This window comes from Ramlibacter sp. AN1133 (assembly GCF_037890035.1).
Classification (GTDB): Bacteria; Pseudomonadota; Gammaproteobacteria; order Burkholderiales; family Burkholderiaceae_C; genus Ramlibacter.
In genome coordinates, this window is sequence record NZ_JBBKTQ010000004.1 from 253,505 (window position 1) to 272,989 (window position 19,485).

A 19,485-nucleotide genomic window follows, 5' to 3' on the forward strand; every position below is an offset into this window, starting at 1 on the left:
TCGGCACGCCCACATGCCCGGGGGCGATCACGGCAGGCATCTTGTCTCTCAGGTCCATCGTTGCGATCCCTCTTCAATTCGTGCTGCTTCTTGTCGTGGCGTGCTGCTCGCCCGCCATCTCTGCCTGCAACGCCGCGATCTCCGCGTGCAGCGCCTCGTACTCCGCCATCTTCCGTTTCAGGAACCGGCTGGTCATGCTCGCCTTCTGGGCGATGCCCGCCGGCGTGAGCAGGTAGGCATAGCCGAGGTGGTGCTTCGAATGGGCGAAGTTCCCCAGCTTGACCAGCCCCTTGTCGATCAGCGCCTTCATGCAGTAGTGCAGCTTCCCGTTGCTCACGCCCAGGAGCCGTGCCAGCTCGCGCTGCGACATGTCGGGGTTGTCCTGGAGGTGCTTCAGGACGCGGAAGTGGAGGTCCTCGACCTCTTGGGGGTGTTTGCTGGCCATGGCGCCGGTATCTGCTGCAAGGCCGCTGGATGGCCTTGACCGCTCAAGACTGAGCACTTTAACAGGCGACGCGATGGTCGAGCAATATTCTTGCTCCTTTATGAGCGGTTTTCTTACATCGCGTGGCGGCAGCGCCGCTAACAGCGGACTCCCGTGCAGTTCTGCACGGCAATGCGCCCGACGCGAGTACTTCTGCGGTACCAGGTTCGGTTGCCCGCCTTCGTCCATACTCCCGCCCCCATGGAACTGCAGGATCTCCTCTATTCGCAAGGCTTCGGCGCCCGCCGCGTCTGCCTGGGCCTTGTGCAGCATGGCCTGGTCACGGTCGACGGCGCCCTCGTCACGGACCCGCATGCGCAGGTCGATCCGGAGAACCTCTCCTTCACCGTGGAAGGCAAGGACTGGACCTACCACGCCAAGGCCTACCTGATGCTGCACAAGCCCGTCGGGTACGAATGCTCGCAGAAGCCGTCCGCCTGGCCGAGTATCTACACGCTGCTTCCGGCTCCCTTACGCCAGCGGCCGAACAAGGGCGGCACGCCCGGCGTCCAGGCGATCGGTCGGCTGGACCAGGATACGACCGGGCTGCTGCTCCTGACCGACGACGGCACGTTCATCCATCGCATGGGGTCGCCGAAGCACCACGTGCCCAAGGTGTACGAGGTGACGAATGCCGATCCGGTGACGGAGGAGCAGGTGCGGCGGCTGTTGGCGGGAGTGGTGCTGGACGACGATCCCCGGCCCGTGCGGGCGGCGGCTTGCGAGCGGACGGGGAGCCATGCGCTGCGGCTGACGCTGACGGAGGGGAAGTACCACCAGGTCAAGAGGATGGTGGCGGCGGTGGGGAATCGGGTGACCGGGTTGCATCGGTCGCGGATTGGCAGGCTGGAGCTGGGGGATCTGGCGCCGGGGCAGTGGCGCTGGTTGACGGCGGAGGAAGTGAAGGACGCTTCGGCGAAGGTGGGATAGGGCAGGCAGAGCGCGGGGAGCGCCCCCACCCCGGCCCTCCCCGGAGGGGGAGGGTGGAAGACGGGGTCAGGTGGAGAGCAGGGCGTCGAAATAGGCGATCGTTTGCTGCAGGCCATCCTCTAGGCCCACCTTCGGCTCCCACCCCCCCAGCCGCTCCCGCGCCCGCGTGATGTCCGGCTGGCGCTGCATCGGGTCGTCCGCCGGCGCCGGCCTGTGCACGATCCGCGAGCGGGATCCGGTCAGCCGCAGCACCGTCTCCGCCAGTTGCCGCATCGTGAACTCGCCCGGGTTGCCCAGGTTCAGCGGGCCGGGGAACCCCGGCGCGCCGTCCTCGCCGGCCGGCAGGTCCATGAACCGCAGGAACGCCTCGACCAGGTCGTCCACGTAGCAGAAGCTGCGCGTCTGCTCGCCCGTGCCATAGAGGGTGAGATCCTCCCCGCGCAGCGCCTGCACGATGAAGTTGCTGACCACCCGGCCGTCGTTGGGATGCATCCGCGGGCCGTAGGTGTTGAAGATGCGCGCCACGCGGATGTCCAGCGCGAGCTGCCGGTGGTAGTCGAAGAACAGGGTCTCGGCGCAGCGCTTGCCCTCGTCGTAGCAGCTGCGCGGCCCGATCGGGTTGACGTTGCCCCAGTAGTCCTCGGTCTGCGGATGGACGGTGGGGTCGCCGTAGACCTCGGAGGTGGAGGCCTGGAAGATGCGCGCCCGCAGCCGCTTGGCCAGCCCCAGCATGTTGATGGCGCCGTGGACGCTGGTCTTGGTGGTCTGGACGGGGTCGTGCTGGTAGTGCACCGGGCTGGCCGGGCACGCCAGGTTGTAGATCTCGTCCACCTCGATGTACAGCGGAAAGGTGACGTCGTGCCGCAGGAACTCGAAGCGGGGGTGCGCCAGCAGGTGCTCGATGTTGCGCTTGGTGCCGGTGAACAGGTTGTCGGCGCAGACGACCTCGTCGCCGCGTTCGAGCAGGCGGTCGATCAGGTGCGAGCCCAGGAAGCCGGCGCCGCCGGTCACCAGGATGCGGCGGCGCTCGTTGTAGCGCCGCAGGCCCTGCGCACTGCCGCTGGTGTCATGCGTACTCACTGCGTCCCTTATTCCGTTGGGGCAACATTCTTGCATGCGGACTTGTCCGCCCCTCGCGCGCGCCCGGATCACGGACAATGACGATCCCGTCCACCACCGGCTGCGCCGGCGCGTTGTGGCGCAATCCTTCCCGAGACGCCGACCCGTGAACCTTTTCCTCGTCCGCCGCTGCTGGCTGCTGGCCGTGCTGCTGGTGACCACCGGGCTGGCCCTGGCCCAGCCCTCGCCAATCTTCGTCCTCAATTCGCTGGATGCGGACATCAGCGTGATCGACCCCGTCACCTTCAACGAGATCAAGCGCATCCCCACGGGCAAGGAGCCGCACCACCTGTACATGACGCCGGACGAGAAGTCGATCATCGTCGCCAACGCCCTGGCCGATTCGCTCACCTTCGTGGACCCGCGCACCGCCACCATCCAGAAGACGGTGCGCGGCATCGTGGACCCGTACCACCTGCGCTTCTCGCCGGACATGAAGTGGCTGGTCACGGCGGGCAACCGCCTGCAGCACGTCGACCTGTACCGCTGGGACGGCAAGGACCTCACGCTCGTCAAGCGCATCGCCACCGGCAAGACGCCCAGCCACATCTTCATCGACAGCAAGAGCACGGTGGCCTACGTCACGATGCAGGACAGCGACGAGCTCGTGGCGGTGGATCTCGAGCAGCAGCGCATCCGCTGGCGCATCCGCACCGGGCCGATGCCGGCGGACGTGTTCGGCACGCCCGACGACAAGAAGGTGCTGGTCGGCCTGACCGGCAGCGACAGCGTGCAGATCTTCGACGTGAGCTACGTGAAGGTGCCCCGTTCGGTCGGCTTCATCCGCACCGGCGCCGGTGCCCATGCCTTTCGCGCGGCGGGGGATGGCAAGCATGTCTTCCTGAGCAACCGGGTGGCCAACACGATCAGCAAGATCGACCTCACCACCTTCAAGGTGGTCGAGTCGTACCCGGCCCCGGGCGGCCCCGATTGCATGGAGGTGCTGGCCGGCGGCCGCTACCTGCTGGCCACGGCCCGCTGGAACAGGAAGCTGATCGTGATCGACACCCACACGAAGCAGCTGGCGCGGGAGGTGAACGTGGGCAAGTCGCCGCACGGCGTCTGGACGCTCGAGCACACGCCGAGGTCCTGAGCATGCTGCGGCGGCGCCTGCTGGCCCTGTCCGTCCTGGCGCCGCCGCTCGCCCTGGCCCAGGGCTGCGCAAAGACGGTCTACCTCACGCTGGACACCGGCCACATGGGCGTGGCGAACCTCATGGCGGACGTGCTGAACCGCCACCAGGTGAAGGTCACCTTCTTCGCCGCCAACGAGAAGACGCAGGAGGGCGACGGCAGCCTTGGCAGCTTCTGGGCGCCCTGGTGGAAGGCCCGGGCCGCCGAAGGGCACGAGTTCGGCTCCCACACCTTCGACCACGTCTACTGGCGCGCGGACTTGCCCGGAGAGCCGCCCCGCTTTCGCGTCCGGCCTTCCGCGGGGCCCAACGCCGGCAAGGACTTCACCTGGACAGCGCCGGAATATTGCGCGGAAATCGAGCGCGCGTCGCGCCGCCTGCAAGAAGTTACTGGACGTAAACCGCTGCCCCTGTATCGTGCGCCTGGGGGAAAGGTGTCGCCTCGATTGCTGGCCGCCGCAAAAAACTGCGGTTTCCTGCATGTCGGCTGGGCGCCGGCGGGTTTTCTCGGCGATGAACTGCCGAGCGAGTCCGCCGGCAATCAGCAATTACTCCATAAGGCCTTGCGCGACGTGCGCGGTGGCGACATCCTGTTGGCTCATCTGGGGATCTGGTCCCGCAAGGATCCGTGGGCGCCGGCCGTGCTGGAGCCCCTGGTCGCCGGGCTGAAACAGAGGGGATTCTGCTTTGCCACCTTGCGCGAACACCCTGTCTATCGCGAATGGGTGGCGCGCGTTCGATAGCCATGCAGTGGATACAGAACATGTTTGAACTGGCCCAGCAGGGGCTGTTCCAGTGGGTCGTGCAGCCGATCCTGTATTCCTTCGGCCTGGGAGGAATGCTGGACGACGCGTTCGTGGGCACGGGCTGGCTGGTGGCCGGCCTGGTGCAGATCGCGGTGATGCTGGCCCTCATCGGCCCGCTGCAGCGCTGGCGCCCGGTGGACCCGAGCCTGGACGCGACGGAGATCCGCACCGACGTCGTCTACACGCTCCTGCACCGGCTGGGCCTCTTCCGCGTCGCGCTGTTCTTCAGCGTGGAGCCGCTCTTCGACCAGTTGTTCGGCTGGCTGCGCGTGATGGGCATGGGCACGGTGCACATCGACCAGGTGATGGCGGGGGTGACGGATCACCCTCTGATCAGCTTCGTGATGTACCTGGTGGTCTTCGACTTCTTCGACTACTGGATCCACCGCGGCCAGCACCGCTTCGACTGGTGGTGGAGCCTGCACTCGCTGCACCATTCGCAGCGCTCCATGACGATGTGGAGCGACAACCGCAACCACCTGCTCGACGACCTGATCCGCGACAGCCTGATCGTGATCCTGGGCCAGCTGATCGGCGTGGGGCCCGGCCAGTTCATCGGGCTGGTGGTGATCGCGCAGCTGAGCGAAAGCCTGCAGCATGCCAACGTGCGCCTGCATTTCGGCTGGCTGGGCGAGCGGCTGTGGATCAGCCCGCGCTACCACCGGCTGCACCACAGCATCGGGATGGGGCACGAGAACGACGCCGTCAGCGGCGAGCACCTCGTCTACGGTCACAGCCCCGCGATGGGCGGGCACAACTTCGGCGTCCTGCTGCCGTGGTGGGACATGCTGTTCGGCACCGCGAACTTCGAGCTGCGCTACGACCCCACGGGCATCCGCGACCAGGTGGAGACGGGGCGGGAGTATGGGCGCGGGTTCTGGGAGCAGCAGAAGCTGGGGTTGTTGCGGCTGATGGGGCGGGCCTGAGCGGCCAGGTGCGGCGGGCGCTTCGAGCGGGTCTTCCCTTGGCGGTCCTGGTGGCTGTCGTCTTCCTGGCAGGCACCGAAGCCGGGGCGAGATTCCTCCTTTCCTTCGTGCACGATGACTCCCCGGCCGTTCGCAAGGAGCAGGCGGCGCAAGCGCAGGCCATCGTCGTCCTGGGCGGCAACCGGGACCGGGTGCACGAGGCTGCCCGGCTGCATTCGCTGACGCGGCTGCCCATCCTGCTGGCAGGCAAGGGCACCGGCGATTCGCCCTACGAGGCGGAATCGGAAAAGATGGCGTGGATGCTGCGCACGCAGCACGGCATCGAGCCGCGCTGGGTGGAGAAGCACTCGGTGAACACCCATGAGAACGCCCAGGAGTCCTGGTGCCTGCTGAAGGCCGAGGGCGTGCAGCGGATCGTGCTGGTCACGCATGCGAAGCACATGGCGCGTGCCCGATACGAATTCCGGTGGGCCGGGTTCACGGTGGTGAGCGACCCGATCCCGGATCCCTCTGCGCCGCCGCCGCGCCCGTCCGACTTCGTTCCGGGCCAGGCTGGCTGGCGCAGCGTGGTCCGGGCGCTCGATGAATACCGCGATCTCGCCTTTGCGGTCGTGGAGGACCTGGTCACCGAGCCGCGCTGCGGCACGGGTGCGGCGCCTTGACCTCTCTCCCTCTCCCTCTGGGAGAGGGCAGGGGTGAGGGCAAGCGGCGCCTGATCCGCCGCGGTGAGAGGTCACGGCCGCGCGTGCCCTCACCCCGCCCCTCTCCCAGGGGGAGAGGGAGGAAAACCATTCAATCCGTGCCGAACAGGTCGCGGGTGTAGACCTTCTCCCGCACGTCCTCCAGCTCCACCGCCGGGCGGTTGGCGATGATCACGTCGGCTTCGCGCTTGAAGCGCGCCAGGTCGCGCAGCACGGGGGAGTTGAAGAACACGTCGTCCTTCAGCGCGGGCTCGTACACCATCACGTGCACGCCCTTGGCCTTCAGCCGCTTCATCACGCCCTGCACGCTGCTGGCGCGGAAGTTGTCGGAGCCCGCTTTCATGACCAGCCGGTACACGCCCACCACCTTGGGCTGCCGCCGCAGGATGTTGTCCGCGATGAAGTCCTTGCGCGTGCTGTTCGCCTCCACGATGGCGCCGATCAGCGTCTGCGGCACGTCGCGGTAGTTGGCCAGCAGCTGCTTGGTGTCCTTGGGCAGGCAGTAGCCGCCGTAGCCGAAGCTCGGGTTGTTGTAGTGGTTGCCGACGCGCGGGTCGAGGCAGACGCCGTCGATGATCTGGCGCGGGTTCAGCCCGTGGGTCACGGCGTAGCTATCGAGTTCGTTGAAGAACGCGACGCGCATCGCGAGATACGTGTTGGCGAACAGCTTGATCGCCTCGGCCTCGGTGCTGTCCGTGTGGAGCACCGTCACGTCCGGCTTGCGCGAACCGCGCACCAGCAATTGCGCGAAGGTGCGGGCGCGCTCCGAGTCCTCGCCGATGACGATGCGGCTCGGATAGAGGTTGTCGTGCAGGGCGCGGCCTTCGCGCAGGAACTCGGGGCTGAAGAAGACCTTGGCGGCGGGAAAGCGCTGCCGCAGCGACTCGGTGAAGCCGACGGGCACGGTGGACTTCACCACCATCACGGCCTGGGGGTTGATGCGCAGCACGTCCTTCACCACCGACTCCACCGAGCTGGTGTTGAAGTAGTTGGTCTGCGGGTCGTAGTCGGTGGGCGTGGCGATCAGCACGTACTGCGCGCCGGCGTAGGCCTCCTGCGGGTCCTGCGTCGCGCGCAGGTCCAGCTTCTCGCTGCGCAGGAAGTGCTCGATGTCCGGATCCTCGATCGGCGAGTGCCGCGCGTTGATCATGTCCACCTTGGACTTCGCGATGTCGAGCGCGACCACCTGCTGGTGCTGCGCGAGCAGGACGGCATTGGCGAGGCCGACGTAGCCGGTGCCTGCGATGGCGATTTTCATGGGGGGATTGTCCCCGATTCGAGCGCTGAGTTCGTGGCGCGGAGCGCCCCCACCCCGGCCCTCCCCCGGAGGGGGAGGGAGAAATACATACACTCACCGGCCATGTCCCTGTTCCTGGATTCCTTCTGGCGCGCCGTCTTCTATTGCCTGCACCCGCGCGTGATCGGCCTGTCCCTGCTGCCCCTGGTGCTGATGGTCCTGGCCGCCGGCGGCCTGGGCTACTTCTTCTGGGACAACGCGGTGAACACCGTGTTCGTCTGGCTCGAATCGACCGAGTGGATGGAGAGCCTCACGCGCTGGCTCGCCGCCATGGGCTTCGGCAGCCTGAAGAACGCCCTGGCGCCCCTGCTGGTGATCTTCGCCATCACGCCGGTGCTGGTGGTGGTGGTGCTGTTCCTGGTCGCGGTGATGATGATGCCGGCGGTGGTGAGCCTGGTCGCGCGCCGGCGCTTTCCCGAGCTGGAGCGCCGGCACGGCGCCTCCTTCACGCGCAGCGCGCTGTGGTCCTTCGGTTCCACGCTGCTCGCGGTGGTCGCGCTCCTGGTGTCCTTGCCGCTGTGGTTCATCCCGCCGCTGGTGCTGGTGCTGCCGCCGCTGATCTGGGGCTGGCTCACCTACCGCGTCATGGCGTTCGACGCGCTGGCGGACCACGCCAGCGGCGATGAGCGCAGCCTCGTCTTCCGCGGCCACCGCATGTGGCTGCTGTTGATGGGGGTGGCCACGGGCTACCTCGGCGCGGCGCCCAGCATCGTGTGGGCGTCCGGCTGGTTCTTCGCCGCGGCCTTCCCGATCCTCATCCCGGTGGCGATCTGGATCTACACGCTGGTGTTCGCGTTCGCCTCGCTGTGGTTCGCGCACTACTGCCTGGCCGCGCTGGACCAGATGCGCGCGCGGCCGGCTCCGGAACCCGACCCTGCCACCCCGCTAGCATTGCGAAATGACCGCCCCAGCCCGCCCTGACATCGGCCTCATCATCGTCGGCGACGAAATCCTCTCCGGCAAGCGCGCCGACAAGCACCTGCCCAGGCTGGTCGAACTGCTCACCGAGCGCGGCCTGCAGCTCGGGTGGGCCGAGTACGTGGGCGACAAGCCCGAGCGCATCACGGAAACGCTGCGGCGCGCCTTCGCTTCGGGCGACATCGTGTTTTCCTGCGGCGGCATCGGCGCCACGCCGGACGACCACACCCGCCAGTGCGCCGCCCGCGCCCTGGGCGTGGAACTCGCCCTGCACCCCGAGGCCGAAGTCCTGATCCGCGAACGCATGCAGGACGTGGCCAGGGAGCAGGGCGTGCCCTACGAGCCGGACCGCCCGGACAACATCCACCGCCTCAACATGGGCGTGTTCCCGAAGGGCGCGGCGATCATCGCCAACCCGTACAACAAGATTCCCGGCTTCACGGTGGGCACGGTGCACTTCGTTCCGGGCTTTCCGGTGATGGCCTGGCCGATGATGCAGAACGTCCTGGACACCTTCTACGCGCACCTGTTCCAGCGCGGCGCGTACGTCGAGAAGTCCGTGATCGTGTTCGGCTCCATGGAGGCCACCCTGACGCCCCTGATGGAGCAGGTGGAGCGCGAGCACCCCAACGTGAAGGTCTTCAGCCTCCCGAGCGTCGACCATCCGACCTACGGCCGCCACATCGACCTGGGCGTCAAGGGCGAGCCGGACCACGTCGAACCGGCGTACCGCAGTCTCCTCGACGGCCTGAACGTCCTGAAAGTCCGCCTCGGCCCCGAATTGGTGCGCCCCTGAGGCGCACCATGGCGGTGCATGCGAAAATTTGCACCGCCGAGGTGCACTGTCGCGTTGAAACCGCAAGCGTCCAGTAGGGAAAAGGCATCAGATTGCGGGACAATCCTCGAGCTTTGTGGCGTGCCGCGTGCACCAGCTTTTGGCACAGAACCTGCATCCCCGCAAGCCGCACTTTGCGTTCACAACCAACCAACCATCCCCCAGGAGAAACCTGATGGCAGCAGCCAAGAGCGTCGCAGACGTGATGAAGATGGTGAAGGACAACGAGGTCAAGTTCGTTGACTTCCGCTTCACCGACACGCGCGGCAAGGAACAGCACGTGACCGTGCCCGTGTCCCACTTCGACGAGGACAAGTTCAGCAGCGGTCACGCCTTCGACGGCTCGTCCATCGCCGGCTGGAAGGGCATCGAAGCGTCCGACATGCTGCTGATGCCGGACCCGGCCACCGCCAACATCGACCCGTTCTTCGAAGAGACGACCATCATCCTGTCGTGCGACGTGCTGGAGCCGGGCGACGGCAAGGCCTACGACCGCGACCCGCGCTCGATCGCCAAGCGCGCCGAGGCCTACCTGAAGGCCTCCGGCTTCGGCGACACGGCCTTCTTCGGCCCCGAGCCCGAATTCTTCATCTTCGACGACGTGCGCTGGAGCGACGACCCGTCCGGCTCCTTCGTCGAGATCGACGAGTACGAAGCCCCCTGGAACACCGGCAAGAAGCAGGAAGGCGGCAACAAGGGCCACCGTCCCACCACCAAGGGCGGCTACTTCCCCGTGCCCCCGGTCGACAGCATGCAGGACATGCGCGCCGAGATGTCCCTGATCCTCGAATCCCTGGGCATCCCGGTCGAAGTGTTCCACCACGAAGTGGCCGGCGCCGGCCAGAACGAGATCGGCACCCGCTTCAGCACCCTGGTGCAGCGCGCCGACTGGACGATCCTGCTGAAGTACGTGGTGCACAACGTCGCTGCCGCCTACGGCAAGACGGCCACCTTCATGCCCAAGCCGATCGTGGGCGACAACGGCTCCGGCATGCACGTGCACCAGTCCGTGTGGAAGGACGGCAAGAACCTGTTCGCCGGCGACGGCTACGCGGGCCTGTCCGAGTTCGCGCTGTACTACATCGGCGGCGTGATCAAGCACGCGCGTTCGCTGAACGCCATCACGAACCCCGGCACCAACAGCTACAAGCGCCTGGTGCCCGGCTTCGAGGCGCCGGTGAAGCTGGCCTACTCGGCCCGCAACCGCTCCGCCTCGATCCGCATCCCCTACGTGGCGAACCCGAAGGGCCGCCGCATCGAGGTGCGCTTCCCCGATCCCACGATGAACCCCTACCTGGGTTTCGCCGCCATGCTGATGGCGGGTCTCGACGGCGTCGAGAACAAGATCCACCCGGGCGAGGCCGCCACGAAGGACCTGTACCACCTGCCGCCGGAAGAAGACGCGAAGATCCCGACCGTGTGCCACAGCCTCGACCAGGCGCTGGAGTACCTGGACCAGGACCGTGCCTTCCTCACCAAGGGCGGCGTGTTCACGGATTCGATGCTGGACGCCTACATCGAGCTGAAGATGCAGGAAGTCACCCGCTACCGCATGACGACCCACCCGGTGGAGTTCGACATGTACTACTCGCTCTAAAGGCGGGAATCGCTGGGGTTCGCGCGCTGCGCGGCTCACCGCCAGCCTACCGGTTTGCTTCACGTAGGCTGGTGGTGACGCGCGAAGCGCAGGAACCCCAGCAAATCACCAAAGGGCGACTTTTGTCGCCCTTTTCCATTTCAAATCAACACCTTATTTGCCAATCTGCAGAGTTTGCGTGATACTGAAAGGCCGTCCCCTGCGCATCTTGGGATGCGAGGAGCACCCGCATGAAGCTGTATTACGCCCTGATTCCCCTGGCGGCCCTGGCCTTCGCCACGCAGGCCGATGCGCAGACGAAGATCTTTCGCTGCGGCAACACCTACACGAACGACGAGGCCGTCGCCCGCGCGCAGAACTGCAAGCTGGTCGAGGGCGGCAACGTCACGGTGGTCACGGGCACGCGCGTCAACGGCAATGCCCCGCAGGAGAACACGCGCGCGCGCGCGCGTGACAACGTGGCCACCGCGCCCCAGACGGCCGGCTCCGGCGGCCAGCGCGTGGATGCGGGCGAGCAGAAGGCCCGCGACAACGATGCGCGCGCGATCCTCGAAGCCGAACTGAAGAAGGCCGAGGCCCGCCAAGGCGAGCTGCTGCAGGAATGGAACAAGGGCGAGCCCGAGAAGCTCGGCCCCGAACACCGCAACCACCAGAAATACCTCGATCGCGTCGCCGAACTCAAGGCCGCCATCGAGCGCAACGAGAAAGACATTGCCGGCCTCAAGCGCGAGCTCGGGCGCGCCACCAGCGCCGCCCGGTAAAGGCCGCTTCCAGGCCTTCGACCTGCTGGCCACGCTGGTGGCCGTGGTGCGCGGCGACGGCACGGTGCTGTTCGCCAATTCCGCGCTGGAAGACGCCCTGGGCCTGTCCCGCCGCACCATCGAGGGCGCCAGCCTGCTGCCCCTGTTCGCCGAGCCGCACATCCTGCGCACCGCGCTCGACGGCGCGCGCATCAACGAATACGCGGCGCTGCGCTACGACACGCGCCTCGTGCGCCAGCAGGGTGAGGCGCTGCCGGTGCACGTGGTGCTGGCGCAGACCGACGTGCAGGACGAATTCGTGGTCGAACTGCTGCCGCTGGAAGCCCAGACCCGGCAGGACCGCGAGGAACGCCTGATCGACCAGGCGCAGGCCAACAAGGAACTGATCCGCAACCTCGCGCACGAGATCAAGAACCCGCTGGGCGGCATCCGCGGCGCGGCGCAGCTGCTGGAGATGGAGATCGACCCGCAGCTCAAGGAGTACACGCGCGTCGTGATCCACGAGGCCGATCGCCTGCAGACGCTGGTCGATCGCCTGCTGGCGCCGCATCGCCGCCCGCACCTGGTGGGCGACGTGAACATCCACGAGGTCTGCGAACGCGTGCGCTCGCTGATCCTGGCGGAGTTCCCCAAGGGGCTGAAGTTCGTGCGTGACTACGACACGTCGATCCCCGAGTTCCGCGGCGACCGCGAGCAGCTGATCCAGGCGCTGCTGAACATCGCGCACAACGCCTGCCAGGCGCTCACCCATCGCATCGAGGCGGGCGACGCCCAACTCACGTTCAAGTCGCGCATCGGCCGGCAGGTCACCTTCGGCAAACAGCGCTATCGACTGGCACTGGAATTGCATGTCATCGACAACGGGCCCGGTGTACCGGATTCGATCAAGGACCGCATCTTCTTCCCGCTGGTCTCGGGGAGGGAGGGCGGATCCGGCCTGGGACTGACGCTGGCGCAGACCTTCGTGCAGCAGCACCATGGCCTGATCGAGTGCGACAGCGTGCCGGGGAGGACGGATTTCAAGATCCTCATCCCCCTGCCCTAGGGAAGAACGTGCAGACCTGAGGTGACGAAAGAGGACATGAAGCCGATCTGGATCGTTGACGATGACCAATCCATCCGCTTCGTGCTCGAGAAGGCGCTGATGCGGGAGGACCTTCCCACCCGCAGCTTCACGAGCGCCAAGGAAGTGCTGACGGCGCTCGATGCCGCCAGCGACGAGGACGGGCCGCAGATCCTGGTGAGCGACATCCGCATGCCGGGGAGCTCGGGGCTGGACCTGCTCACGCGCGTGAAGGAGAAGCATCCGGGCCTGCCGGTCATCATCATGACCGCGTTTTCGGACCTCGATTCGGCCGTCTCCGCGTTCCAGGGCGGCGCCTTCGAATACCTGCCCAAGCCCTTCGACCTGCCCAAGGCCATCGAGCTGATCCGCCGCGCGGTGGAGGAAAGCCAGCGCGAGGAAGTGGCCGAGGAGCGCATGGCCGACGCGCCCGAGATGCTGGGGCAGGCGCCGGCGATGCAGGACGTGTTCCGCGCGATCGGTCGCCTGTCGCAATCGAACGTGACGGTGATGATCACGGGCGAATCGGGCTCGGGCAAGGAGCTGGTGGCGCGCGCGCTGCACAAGCACTCGCCGCGCGCCAACGGGCCCTTCGTGGCGATCAACACCGCGGCCATTCCGAAGGACCTGCTGGAGTCGGAGCTGTTCGGCCACGAGCGCGGCGCCTTCACGGGCGCGCAGACGATGCGGCGCGGCCGCTTCGAGCAGGCCGAGGGCGGCACGCTGTTCCTCGACGAGATCGGCGACATGCCGTTCGACCTGCAGACGCGCCTGCTGCGCGTGCTGTCGGACGGGCACTTCTACCGCGTGGGCGGGCACAACGCGATCAAGGCCAACGTGCGCGTGATCGCCGCGACGCACCAGGACCTGGAGCAGCGCGTGAAGGAGGGCGTGTTCCGCGAGGACCTGTTCCACCGCCTCAACGTGATCCGCCTGCGGCTGCCGGCGCTGCGCGAGCGGCGCGAGGACATCCCGATGCTGGCGCGTCACTTCATCCAGCAGAGCGCGCAGCAGCTCGGGGTGGAGCCCAAGCGCATCTCGGATGCGGCGCTGGCGCGGCTGATGACTTTCGATTTCCCCGGCAACGTGCGCCAGCTGGAGAACATCTGCCACTGGCTCACGGTGATGGCGCCGGCGCAGCTGGTGGAGCCGAAGGACCTGCCGCCGGAAGTCGGCAGTGCGCCTGTCGATCCGGCCCTCGCGCGCCTGGTGCCGGCGGCGTTCGATGCCGCGCCTGCTTCCATCACGCCGGCGGAAGCGGTGCCTGGCGCGAGTGCCGCGCCCGCGGCGCCGGCGCCGGTCGGCGCGACCTGGGAATCGGCGCTGGAGGTCGAAGCCATGCAGTTGCTGGTGAGCGGCCACCACGACGTGTGGGAGCAGCTCACGCGCCGCTTCGAATCGCGCCTGATCCTGACCGCGCTGCAGAACACGCGCGGGCGGCGGATCGAAGCGGCGCAGAAGCTGGGGATCGGCCGCAACACGATCACGCGCAAGATCCAGGAACTCGGGCTGGAGGGGTAGCCACCAGGAAGCGCTGGGGTTCCGCGCTTCGCGCGCTCACCGCCAGCCTGCGGCTTGCTTCCTCCCCCTCCGAGGGAGGGGCGCGCTCGCGCCCTGCGGCAACCCGTAGGCTGGGACGGCCCTGGCCGCCGCAGGTGAGCCGCGCAGCGCGCGAACCCCAGCGCTTGCGCGCAACGCTGGGGTTCGCGCGCTATCGCGGCTCACCGCCAGCCTACGCAGCCTCTGCCTCAGGTCGCATATCCCTTCGGATTGCCGCTCTGCCACCGCCACGCATCCGCGCACATCTCCTCCAGCCCCTTGCGCGCCTGCCACCCGAGGACACGCTTCGCCAGCGACGGATCCGCATAGCACTGCGCCACATCCCCCGCCCGCCGCGCGACGACCTGGTATGGCACCTTGCGCCCGCTCGCCTGCTCGAACGCGCGCACCACCTGCAGCACGCTGTACCCCTGGCCCGTGCCCAGGTTCACCGTGAAGCTGGCGCCCGACGACAGCGCCCGCAAGGCCGCCACGTGCCCCGCCGCGAGGTCGTCGACGTGGATGTAGTCGCGCACGCCGGTGCCGTCCGGCGTGGGGTAGTCGCCGCCGAACACGCTCAGTTGCGGGCGCAGGCCCACGGCCACCTGCGTCACGTACGGCATCAGGTTGTTGGGGATGCCGGCCGGGTCCTCGCCGATGAGGCCGCTCGCATGCGCGCCCACCGGGTTGAAGTAGCGCAGCACGCCGACGCGCCACGCCGGCTGCGCCTGGCGCACCGCGGCCAGCATGTCCTCGATCACCAGCTTGGTGTGGCCGTAGGGATTGGTGTGGCTGCGCGGGAAGTCTTCCGTGATCGGCACGGTGGCCGGGTCCCCGTACACCGTGGCGCTGCTGGAAAACACCAGCGTCGGCGGCGCCCAGCTCCCGGGCCCCAGGAACACGGCCTCCATCGCGCGCAGCAGGCTGATCGCCCCGCCGATGTTGTTCCCGAAATACTTCAGCGGCTGCGCGACGCTCTCGCCGACGGCCTTGGAGCCGGCGAAGTGCACCACGCCCGCGATGCGGTGGCGGCGCAGCACAGCTTCCACGAAGGCCGTGTCCAGCACGTTGCCGCGCTCCAGCACCGGGGCGCGGCCGGTGATCCGCTCCAGCCGATCGAGCACCGCCGGATGGCTGTTGGAGAAGTCGTCCAGGATCACGGGCGCAAAGCCCGCCTCGTGCAGCGCCACGAAGGTGTGGCTGCCGATGTAGCCGGCGCCGCCGGTGAGGAGGATCGCCTGTTCGTTCTTCATTGGATGTCCACGGTCACCGGCGCGTGGTCGCTCGGCTGCTTCCACTTGCGCGGCGCGCGGTCGATGGCGCAGGCTGCCACGCGCGGCTTGAGCGGCTCGCTCACCAGGATGTGGTCGATGCGCAGCCCGCGGTTCTTCTGGTAGCCCAGCATGCGGTAGTCCCACCAGCTGAAGCTCTTTTCCGGCTGCTCGAACAGGCGGAAGCTGTCCACCAGCCCCAGTCCGAGCAACTGGCGGAAGTGCTCGCGCTCCTCGGTGGTGTGGTGGATGGTTTCACGCAGGCCTTCGGGGTCGAAGGAGTCGCGGTCTTCCGGCGCGATGTTGAAGTCACCCACCAGCACGAGCTCGGGGTGGCGCGCGATTTCCTCGCGCAGCCAGGCGTGCAGACCGCGCAGCCACGCCATCTTGTACGCGAACTTCTCCGTGCCCGGCGCCTGGCCGTTGACGAAGTAGCCGTTGACGAGGCGCAGCGCGCCGGCGGGCGTGTCCAGCGTCACGGACAGCAGGCGCGAGTGCTCGTCCTCGAAACCGCCGATGTTCTTCACGATGTCGCGCACCGGGAAGCGGCTCATGACGGCCACGCCGTTGTAGGTCTTCTGGCCGAACACGGCGCAATGTTCGTAGCCGATGCCGCGCAGCACGTCGAGCGGGAACTTGTCGTCCGTGAGCTTGAGCTCCTGGATGCACAGGACGTCCACCGGGTTGGCGGCCGTCCAGTCCAGCACGTGCTGCAGGCGGGCGGTGAGGGAATTGACGTTCCAGGTGGTGATCTTCAAGGCGTTCGGGCGGTGGGGTGTTTCGGTCTGGTGCGCGGGCGGGCCGAAGGGGGGCGTCGTTCCCCGGCGCGGTGCGGCGGCCCAACTAGGGGCGGGCCCGATGCGGATTCTGCCGCACGCGTGCCAGCATGCCCCGGTCGCCCTCCAAGGAAGTCCCGATGAAGCATCTTCTCGTCCGCGGCCTGCTCCAGGCCGCCGCCTGCGGCCTGGCCGTCCTCGCGAGCGCGCCCGCGCTGGCGCAGGCCGATTACCCGAAGCAGCCGATCCGCATGATCGTGGGCTTCGCGCCCGGCGGCATCTCGGACGTGCTGGCGCGTGCGCTGGCGGCCAAGGTGTCCAGCCAGGTCGGGCAGGGCGTGATCGTGGAGAACCGGCCGGGCGCGGGCACCACCATCGCCGGCGACATGGTGGCCAAGGCGCCGCCCGACGGCTACACGATCTGGCTGCAGGACATCACCACGCACGCCATCAACGCCAGCCTCTACCCGAAGCTGCCCTACGACACGGCGAAGGACTTCTCGCCGATCGCGCTCGTCGCTTCGACGCCGCTGATGCTGGTGGTGCACCCGTCGTCGCCCGCCAGGAGCGTGCGCGAACTGGCGACGCAGGCAAAGGCGGAGCAGGGCAAGATGTCCTACGGCTCCTCGGGCAACGGCACGATCATCCACCTGGCCAGCGAGATGCTGAAGGCCAGCCAGGGGCTGGACGCCGTGCACGTGCCGTACAAGGGCAGCGGCCCGGCCACGCAGGCGATCCTGGCGGGCGAGGTGAGCTTCGTGTTCTCGACGATGCCGCCGGCGGTGAGCAATGCGCGCGCGGGCAAGCTGCGGGCCCTCGCCGTCACCACGCCCAAGCGCGTGGCGGCGGCGCCGGACGTGCCGACGATGGCCGAGGCGGGCGTGCCGAACTTCGAGCTGGTGCTCTACACGGGGATCCTGGGACCCAAGGGCATGGACCCGGCCGTCGTGCGCCGGCTGAACGCGGAGTTCGCCAAGGCGGTGCAGAGCGAGGAGATCCGCAAGGTCTACGAGAACCTGGGCGCCGACCCGATCGCGGTGGCGCCGGAGGCCTTCGGCGACATGCTGGTCAAGGAGATGGCGCGGTATGCACCGGTGGTCAAGGCCTCGGGGGCGAAGGTGGATTGAGCGGGGGCCGAACGCGGGCGATGGTCGGGCGGACGATGCCGGTCGGGCCGTGCCCGGTCGGGCGGTGCCCGGTCGGGCGGTGCGTGGCGGACGATGCGTAGGCTGGCGGTGGAGCGAAGCGAAACCCCAGCGCTGGGGTTCCGGCGCTTTGCGCCTCACCGCCAGCCTACGAAGTCACCGCGATCGACCCTCAGATGTGGAACACCGCCAGCCCGCCAATGGCGAGCCCCACCGCCGCCACCCCGAACATCCCCATCTCCAGCCACTTCTTCTTCGTCATCAGCGCGATCGCCGCCAGCGCGATCGACACCTGCAGCGCCGTGGTGGCCTGCGCCCACCGGTGGTGGACGTGCATCTCGGCGTCGCTCTTCTTGTCCCAGTCGGTGGCTTCCGCCTCGAGCTTGTCGGCGGCCAGCTTGATCTCCGCCTTCTCCAGCTTGTAGCGCTCGATCTCCTTCTTGTAGAAGTCCTTCTTGTCGTCGGCCACCAGCACCATCGCCAGCTCGGAGAGGTTCTGCTTGCTGCTCTTGGACTGGTAGTAGTTCCACTGGTTGGACGCTTCGGTCTTCCTGATCGCCGCGTTGTTCTTGTACAGGCCCGCGTTGGCTTGCGTGGCCCCGCCCAGGTACGCGAAGATCGCGCCGACGGTGGCGATCACCGCCGTGAACATCGCGATCTGGTTGGTCATGCTGCCGCCGGCCACGCCGTGGTGGGCGCTGTCGCCCGCGGCGCGCTGCGTCGCGTGTTCCAGTTCGTGGTCGTGGGGGCCGTGGACGTGGAAGGTTCCGCCAGACATGGTCACTCCTCGGTGTGCGTGTTGTGGTACGTAACGAAGCTGAAGGCCAATCCGTTGGCAGAGACGTGGCTTTCCCTCGCCACCTCCCGCCAGCCGGGGCCGAGTTCGGGCGCATGCGTGTCGCCCTCGAACTCCGCGTCGATTTCGGTGACGACGGCGATGTCCGCCCGCGGCAGCGCGAGGCGGAACACCTCGGCGCCACCGGTCACCCAGACCGTATCGGCGCCCGCTCCGAGCGCCAGCGCCTCGTCCAGGGAGGCTGCGCGCTCGGCGCCGTCCGCGTGCCATTGCGCATCGCGCGTGATCACGATGTTGCGGCGCCCCGGCAGCGGCCTGAAGCGCGGAGGCACCGAATCCCAGGTCTTGCGGCCCATGATCACGGGCGCGCCCAGGGTGGTCCGCTTGAAGTGCGCGAGGTCCTCCGGCAGGTGCCAGGGCATGCTGCCGCCCTGGCCGATCACGCCGTTGCGGGACTGCGCGTAGACGAGGCCGATTTTCATTGGAAACCTCCCCCAGGATCCGTCCGCCGGGCGGACTCCTCCTCCCCCCTCCGCAAGCGGAGGGGGCCCGCGCCTTCGGGCGGCCGGGCGGCGCTCATACCGCCACGGGCGCCTTGATCGCGCCGTGGCACTGGTAGTCCAGCACCTCGAAATCCTCGTACACGTAGTCGAAGATGGAAGGCGGGCGGCGCTTGATGTCCAGCGTGGGATACGGGTAGGGCGTGCGGCTCAATTGCAGCTCCACCTGCTCGTGGTGATTGCTGTAGATGTGGCAGTCGCCGCCGGTCCAGATGAAGTCGCCCACGCCCAGGTCGCATTGCTGCGCGATCATGTGCGTGAGCAAGGCGTAGCTGGCGATGTTGAAGGGCACGCCGAGGAAGATGTCGGCGCTGCGCTGATAGAGCTGGCAGGACAGCTTGCCCTCCGCCACGTAGAACTGGAAGAACGCGTGGCAGGGCATCAGCGCCATCTTCGGCAGGTCCGCCACGTTCCAGGCGCTCACGATGATGCGGCGCGAGTCGGGATTGGTCCTGATCGTCCTGACCGCTTCGGCGATCTGGTCGATGTGGCCGCCCTCGGGCGTGGGCCAGCTGCGCCACTGCACGCCGTACACCGGGCCGAGGTCGCCGTCCTCGCGCGCCCATTCGTCCCAGATGGTGACGCCGCGTTCCTTGAGCCAGTTGTTGTTGCTGGAGCCCTGCAGGAACCAGAGCAGCTCGAGGATGATGGACTTGAGGTGGACCTTCTTCGTCGTCACCAGCGGGAAGCCCTCGGCGAGGTCGAAGCGCATCTGGTAGCCGAACACGCTGCGCGTGCCGGTGCCGGTGCGGTCGGTCTTGGGCGTGCCATGCGTGTAGACATGGCGCATGAAGTCCTCGTACTGCGAGCGGACGGGGCGGGAGGTCAT

At 67.7% G+C, this 19,485-nt stretch carries 20 protein-coding genes; 12 read left to right on the top strand and 8 right to left on the bottom strand.

Annotated features, from left to right (window positions below):
* Window positions 1–73: 73 nt before the first annotated feature.
* Window positions 74–445 carry a MarR family EPS-associated transcriptional regulator gene (locus WG923_RS07420; protein ID WP_340350310.1) on the bottom strand — a complete coding sequence of 124 codons (372 nt, stop codon included), beginning with the start codon at window positions 443–445 and terminating at the stop codon, window positions 74–76.
* A gap of 240 nt (window positions 446–685) precedes the next feature.
* On the opposite strand from WG923_RS07420, the gene WG923_RS07425 reads away from it, so the two are divergent.
* On the top strand, window positions 686–1,414 hold the full coding sequence (locus WG923_RS07425; RefSeq protein ID WP_340350311.1) for a pseudouridine synthase: 729 nt from the start codon (window positions 686–688) through the stop codon (window positions 1,412–1,414).
* A gap of 66 nt (window positions 1,415–1,480) precedes the next feature.
* On the opposite strand, the gene WG923_RS07430 is transcribed toward WG923_RS07425, so the two are convergent.
* Complete coding sequence (locus tag WG923_RS07430; RefSeq protein WP_340350397.1) at window positions 1,481–2,458, bottom strand: UDP-glucuronic acid decarboxylase family protein; 978 nt, start codon at window positions 2,456–2,458, stop codon at window positions 1,481–1,483.
* Window positions 2,459–2,639: 181 nt separating this feature from the next.
* Between WG923_RS07430 and WG923_RS07435 the strand changes: the two genes are divergently transcribed.
* From WG923_RS07435 to WG923_RS07450, 4 genes are read left to right on the top strand one after another with little or no spacing between them, the layout of a single operon-like run.
* Window positions 2,640–3,626: a YncE family protein gene (locus WG923_RS07435; protein ID WP_445322904.1), complete on the top strand. Its 987-nt coding sequence runs from the start codon at window positions 2,640–2,642 to the stop codon at window positions 3,624–3,626.
* A gap of 2 nt (window positions 3,627–3,628) precedes the next feature.
* Complete coding sequence (locus WG923_RS07440) at window positions 3,629–4,408, top strand: polysaccharide deacetylase family protein (protein WP_340350312.1); 780 nt, start codon at window positions 3,629–3,631, stop codon at window positions 4,406–4,408.
* A 2-nt stretch (window positions 4,409–4,410) separates the two neighbouring features.
* The gene (locus tag WG923_RS07445; RefSeq protein WP_340350313.1) at window positions 4,411–5,397 is read left to right on the top strand and encodes a sterol desaturase family protein; all 987 of its coding nucleotides are present in this window, start codon (window positions 4,411–4,413) and stop codon (window positions 5,395–5,397) included.
* Window positions 5,398–5,447: 50 nt separating this feature from the next.
* Window positions 5,448–6,059 carry a YdcF family protein gene (locus WG923_RS07450; protein WP_340350314.1) on the top strand — a complete coding sequence of 204 codons (612 nt, stop codon included), beginning with the start codon at window positions 5,448–5,450 and terminating at the stop codon, window positions 6,057–6,059.
* 130 nt (window positions 6,060–6,189) lie between these two features.
* Here the strand turns inward: WG923_RS07450 and WG923_RS07455 are convergent, their stop codons facing one another.
* Window positions 6,190–7,356: a nucleotide sugar dehydrogenase gene (locus WG923_RS07455; RefSeq protein ID WP_340350315.1), complete on the bottom strand. Its 1,167-nt coding sequence runs from the start codon at window positions 7,354–7,356 to the stop codon at window positions 6,190–6,192.
* Between the two features lie 102 nt (window positions 7,357–7,458).
* Here WG923_RS07455 and WG923_RS07460 point away from each other — a divergent pair, with 102 nt between their 5' ends.
* The 6 genes from WG923_RS07460 (at window position 7,459) to ntrC (ending at window position 14,090) form a co-directional block, all read left to right on the top strand.
* A complete protein-coding gene (locus WG923_RS07460) occupies window positions 7,459–8,316 on the top strand; it encodes an EI24 domain-containing protein (RefSeq protein WP_340350316.1) in 858 nt (285 codons plus the stop codon).
* Window positions 8,294–9,109: a competence/damage-inducible protein A gene (locus WG923_RS07465; protein ID WP_340350317.1), complete on the top strand. Its 816-nt coding sequence runs from the start codon at window positions 8,294–8,296 to the stop codon at window positions 9,107–9,109. Before WG923_RS07460 ends, WG923_RS07465 begins: the two co-directional genes overlap by 23 nt.
* 214 nt (window positions 9,110–9,323) lie before the next feature.
* Entirely contained in the window at window positions 9,324–10,745 is a 1,422-nt protein-coding gene (gene glnA, locus WG923_RS07470; RefSeq protein ID WP_340350318.1) for a type I glutamate--ammonia ligase, read from the top strand.
* Window positions 10,746–10,975: 230 nt separating this feature from the next.
* On the top strand, window positions 10,976–11,506 hold the full coding sequence (locus WG923_RS07475) for a hypothetical protein (protein WP_340350319.1): 531 nt from the start codon (window positions 10,976–10,978) through the stop codon (window positions 11,504–11,506).
* A complete protein-coding gene (glnL, locus tag WG923_RS07480) occupies window positions 11,457–12,551 on the top strand; it encodes a nitrogen regulation protein NR(II) (RefSeq protein WP_445322905.1) in 1,095 nt (364 codons plus the stop codon). Before WG923_RS07475 ends, glnL begins: the two co-directional genes overlap by 50 nt.
* A 36-nt stretch (window positions 12,552–12,587) precedes the next feature.
* A complete protein-coding gene (ntrC, locus tag WG923_RS07485) occupies window positions 12,588–14,090 on the top strand; it encodes a nitrogen regulation protein NR(I) (RefSeq protein WP_340350320.1) in 1,503 nt (500 codons plus the stop codon).
* Between the two features lie 227 nt (window positions 14,091–14,317).
* Here the strand turns inward: ntrC and galE are convergent, their stop codons facing one another.
* Entirely contained in the window at window positions 14,318–15,361 is a 1,044-nt protein-coding gene (gene galE, locus WG923_RS07490; RefSeq protein ID WP_340350321.1) for a UDP-glucose 4-epimerase GalE, read from the bottom strand.
* Window positions 15,358–16,137 (bottom strand): exodeoxyribonuclease III, encoded by a 780-nt coding sequence (gene xth, locus WG923_RS07495; RefSeq protein WP_340350322.1) that lies wholly within the window; start codon window positions 16,135–16,137, stop codon window positions 15,358–15,360. The genes galE and xth overlap by 4 nt, the downstream gene beginning before the upstream one ends.
* A 158-nt stretch (window positions 16,138–16,295) precedes the next feature.
* On the opposite strand from xth, the gene WG923_RS07500 reads away from it, so the two are divergent.
* Window positions 16,296–17,282, top strand: coding sequence for a Bug family tripartite tricarboxylate transporter substrate binding protein (locus WG923_RS07500; protein WP_340350323.1), 987 nt, complete (start codon window positions 16,296–16,298; stop codon window positions 17,280–17,282).
* Between the two features lie 190 nt (window positions 17,283–17,472).
* Here the strand turns inward: WG923_RS07500 and WG923_RS07505 are convergent, their stop codons facing one another.
* The 3 genes from WG923_RS07505 to WG923_RS07515 form a co-directional block, all read right to left on the bottom strand.
* On the bottom strand, window positions 17,473–18,078 hold the full coding sequence (locus WG923_RS07505; protein ID WP_340350324.1) for a DUF4337 domain-containing protein: 606 nt from the start codon (window positions 18,076–18,078) through the stop codon (window positions 17,473–17,475).
* A 2-nt stretch (window positions 18,079–18,080) separates the two neighbouring features.
* Complete coding sequence (locus WG923_RS07510) at window positions 18,081–18,578, bottom strand: dihydrofolate reductase (RefSeq protein ID WP_340350325.1); 498 nt, start codon at window positions 18,576–18,578, stop codon at window positions 18,081–18,083.
* 94 nt (window positions 18,579–18,672) lie between these two features.
* On the bottom strand, window positions 18,673–19,485 hold the full coding sequence (locus WG923_RS07515; protein ID WP_340350326.1) for a thymidylate synthase: 813 nt from the start codon (window positions 19,483–19,485) through the stop codon (window positions 18,673–18,675).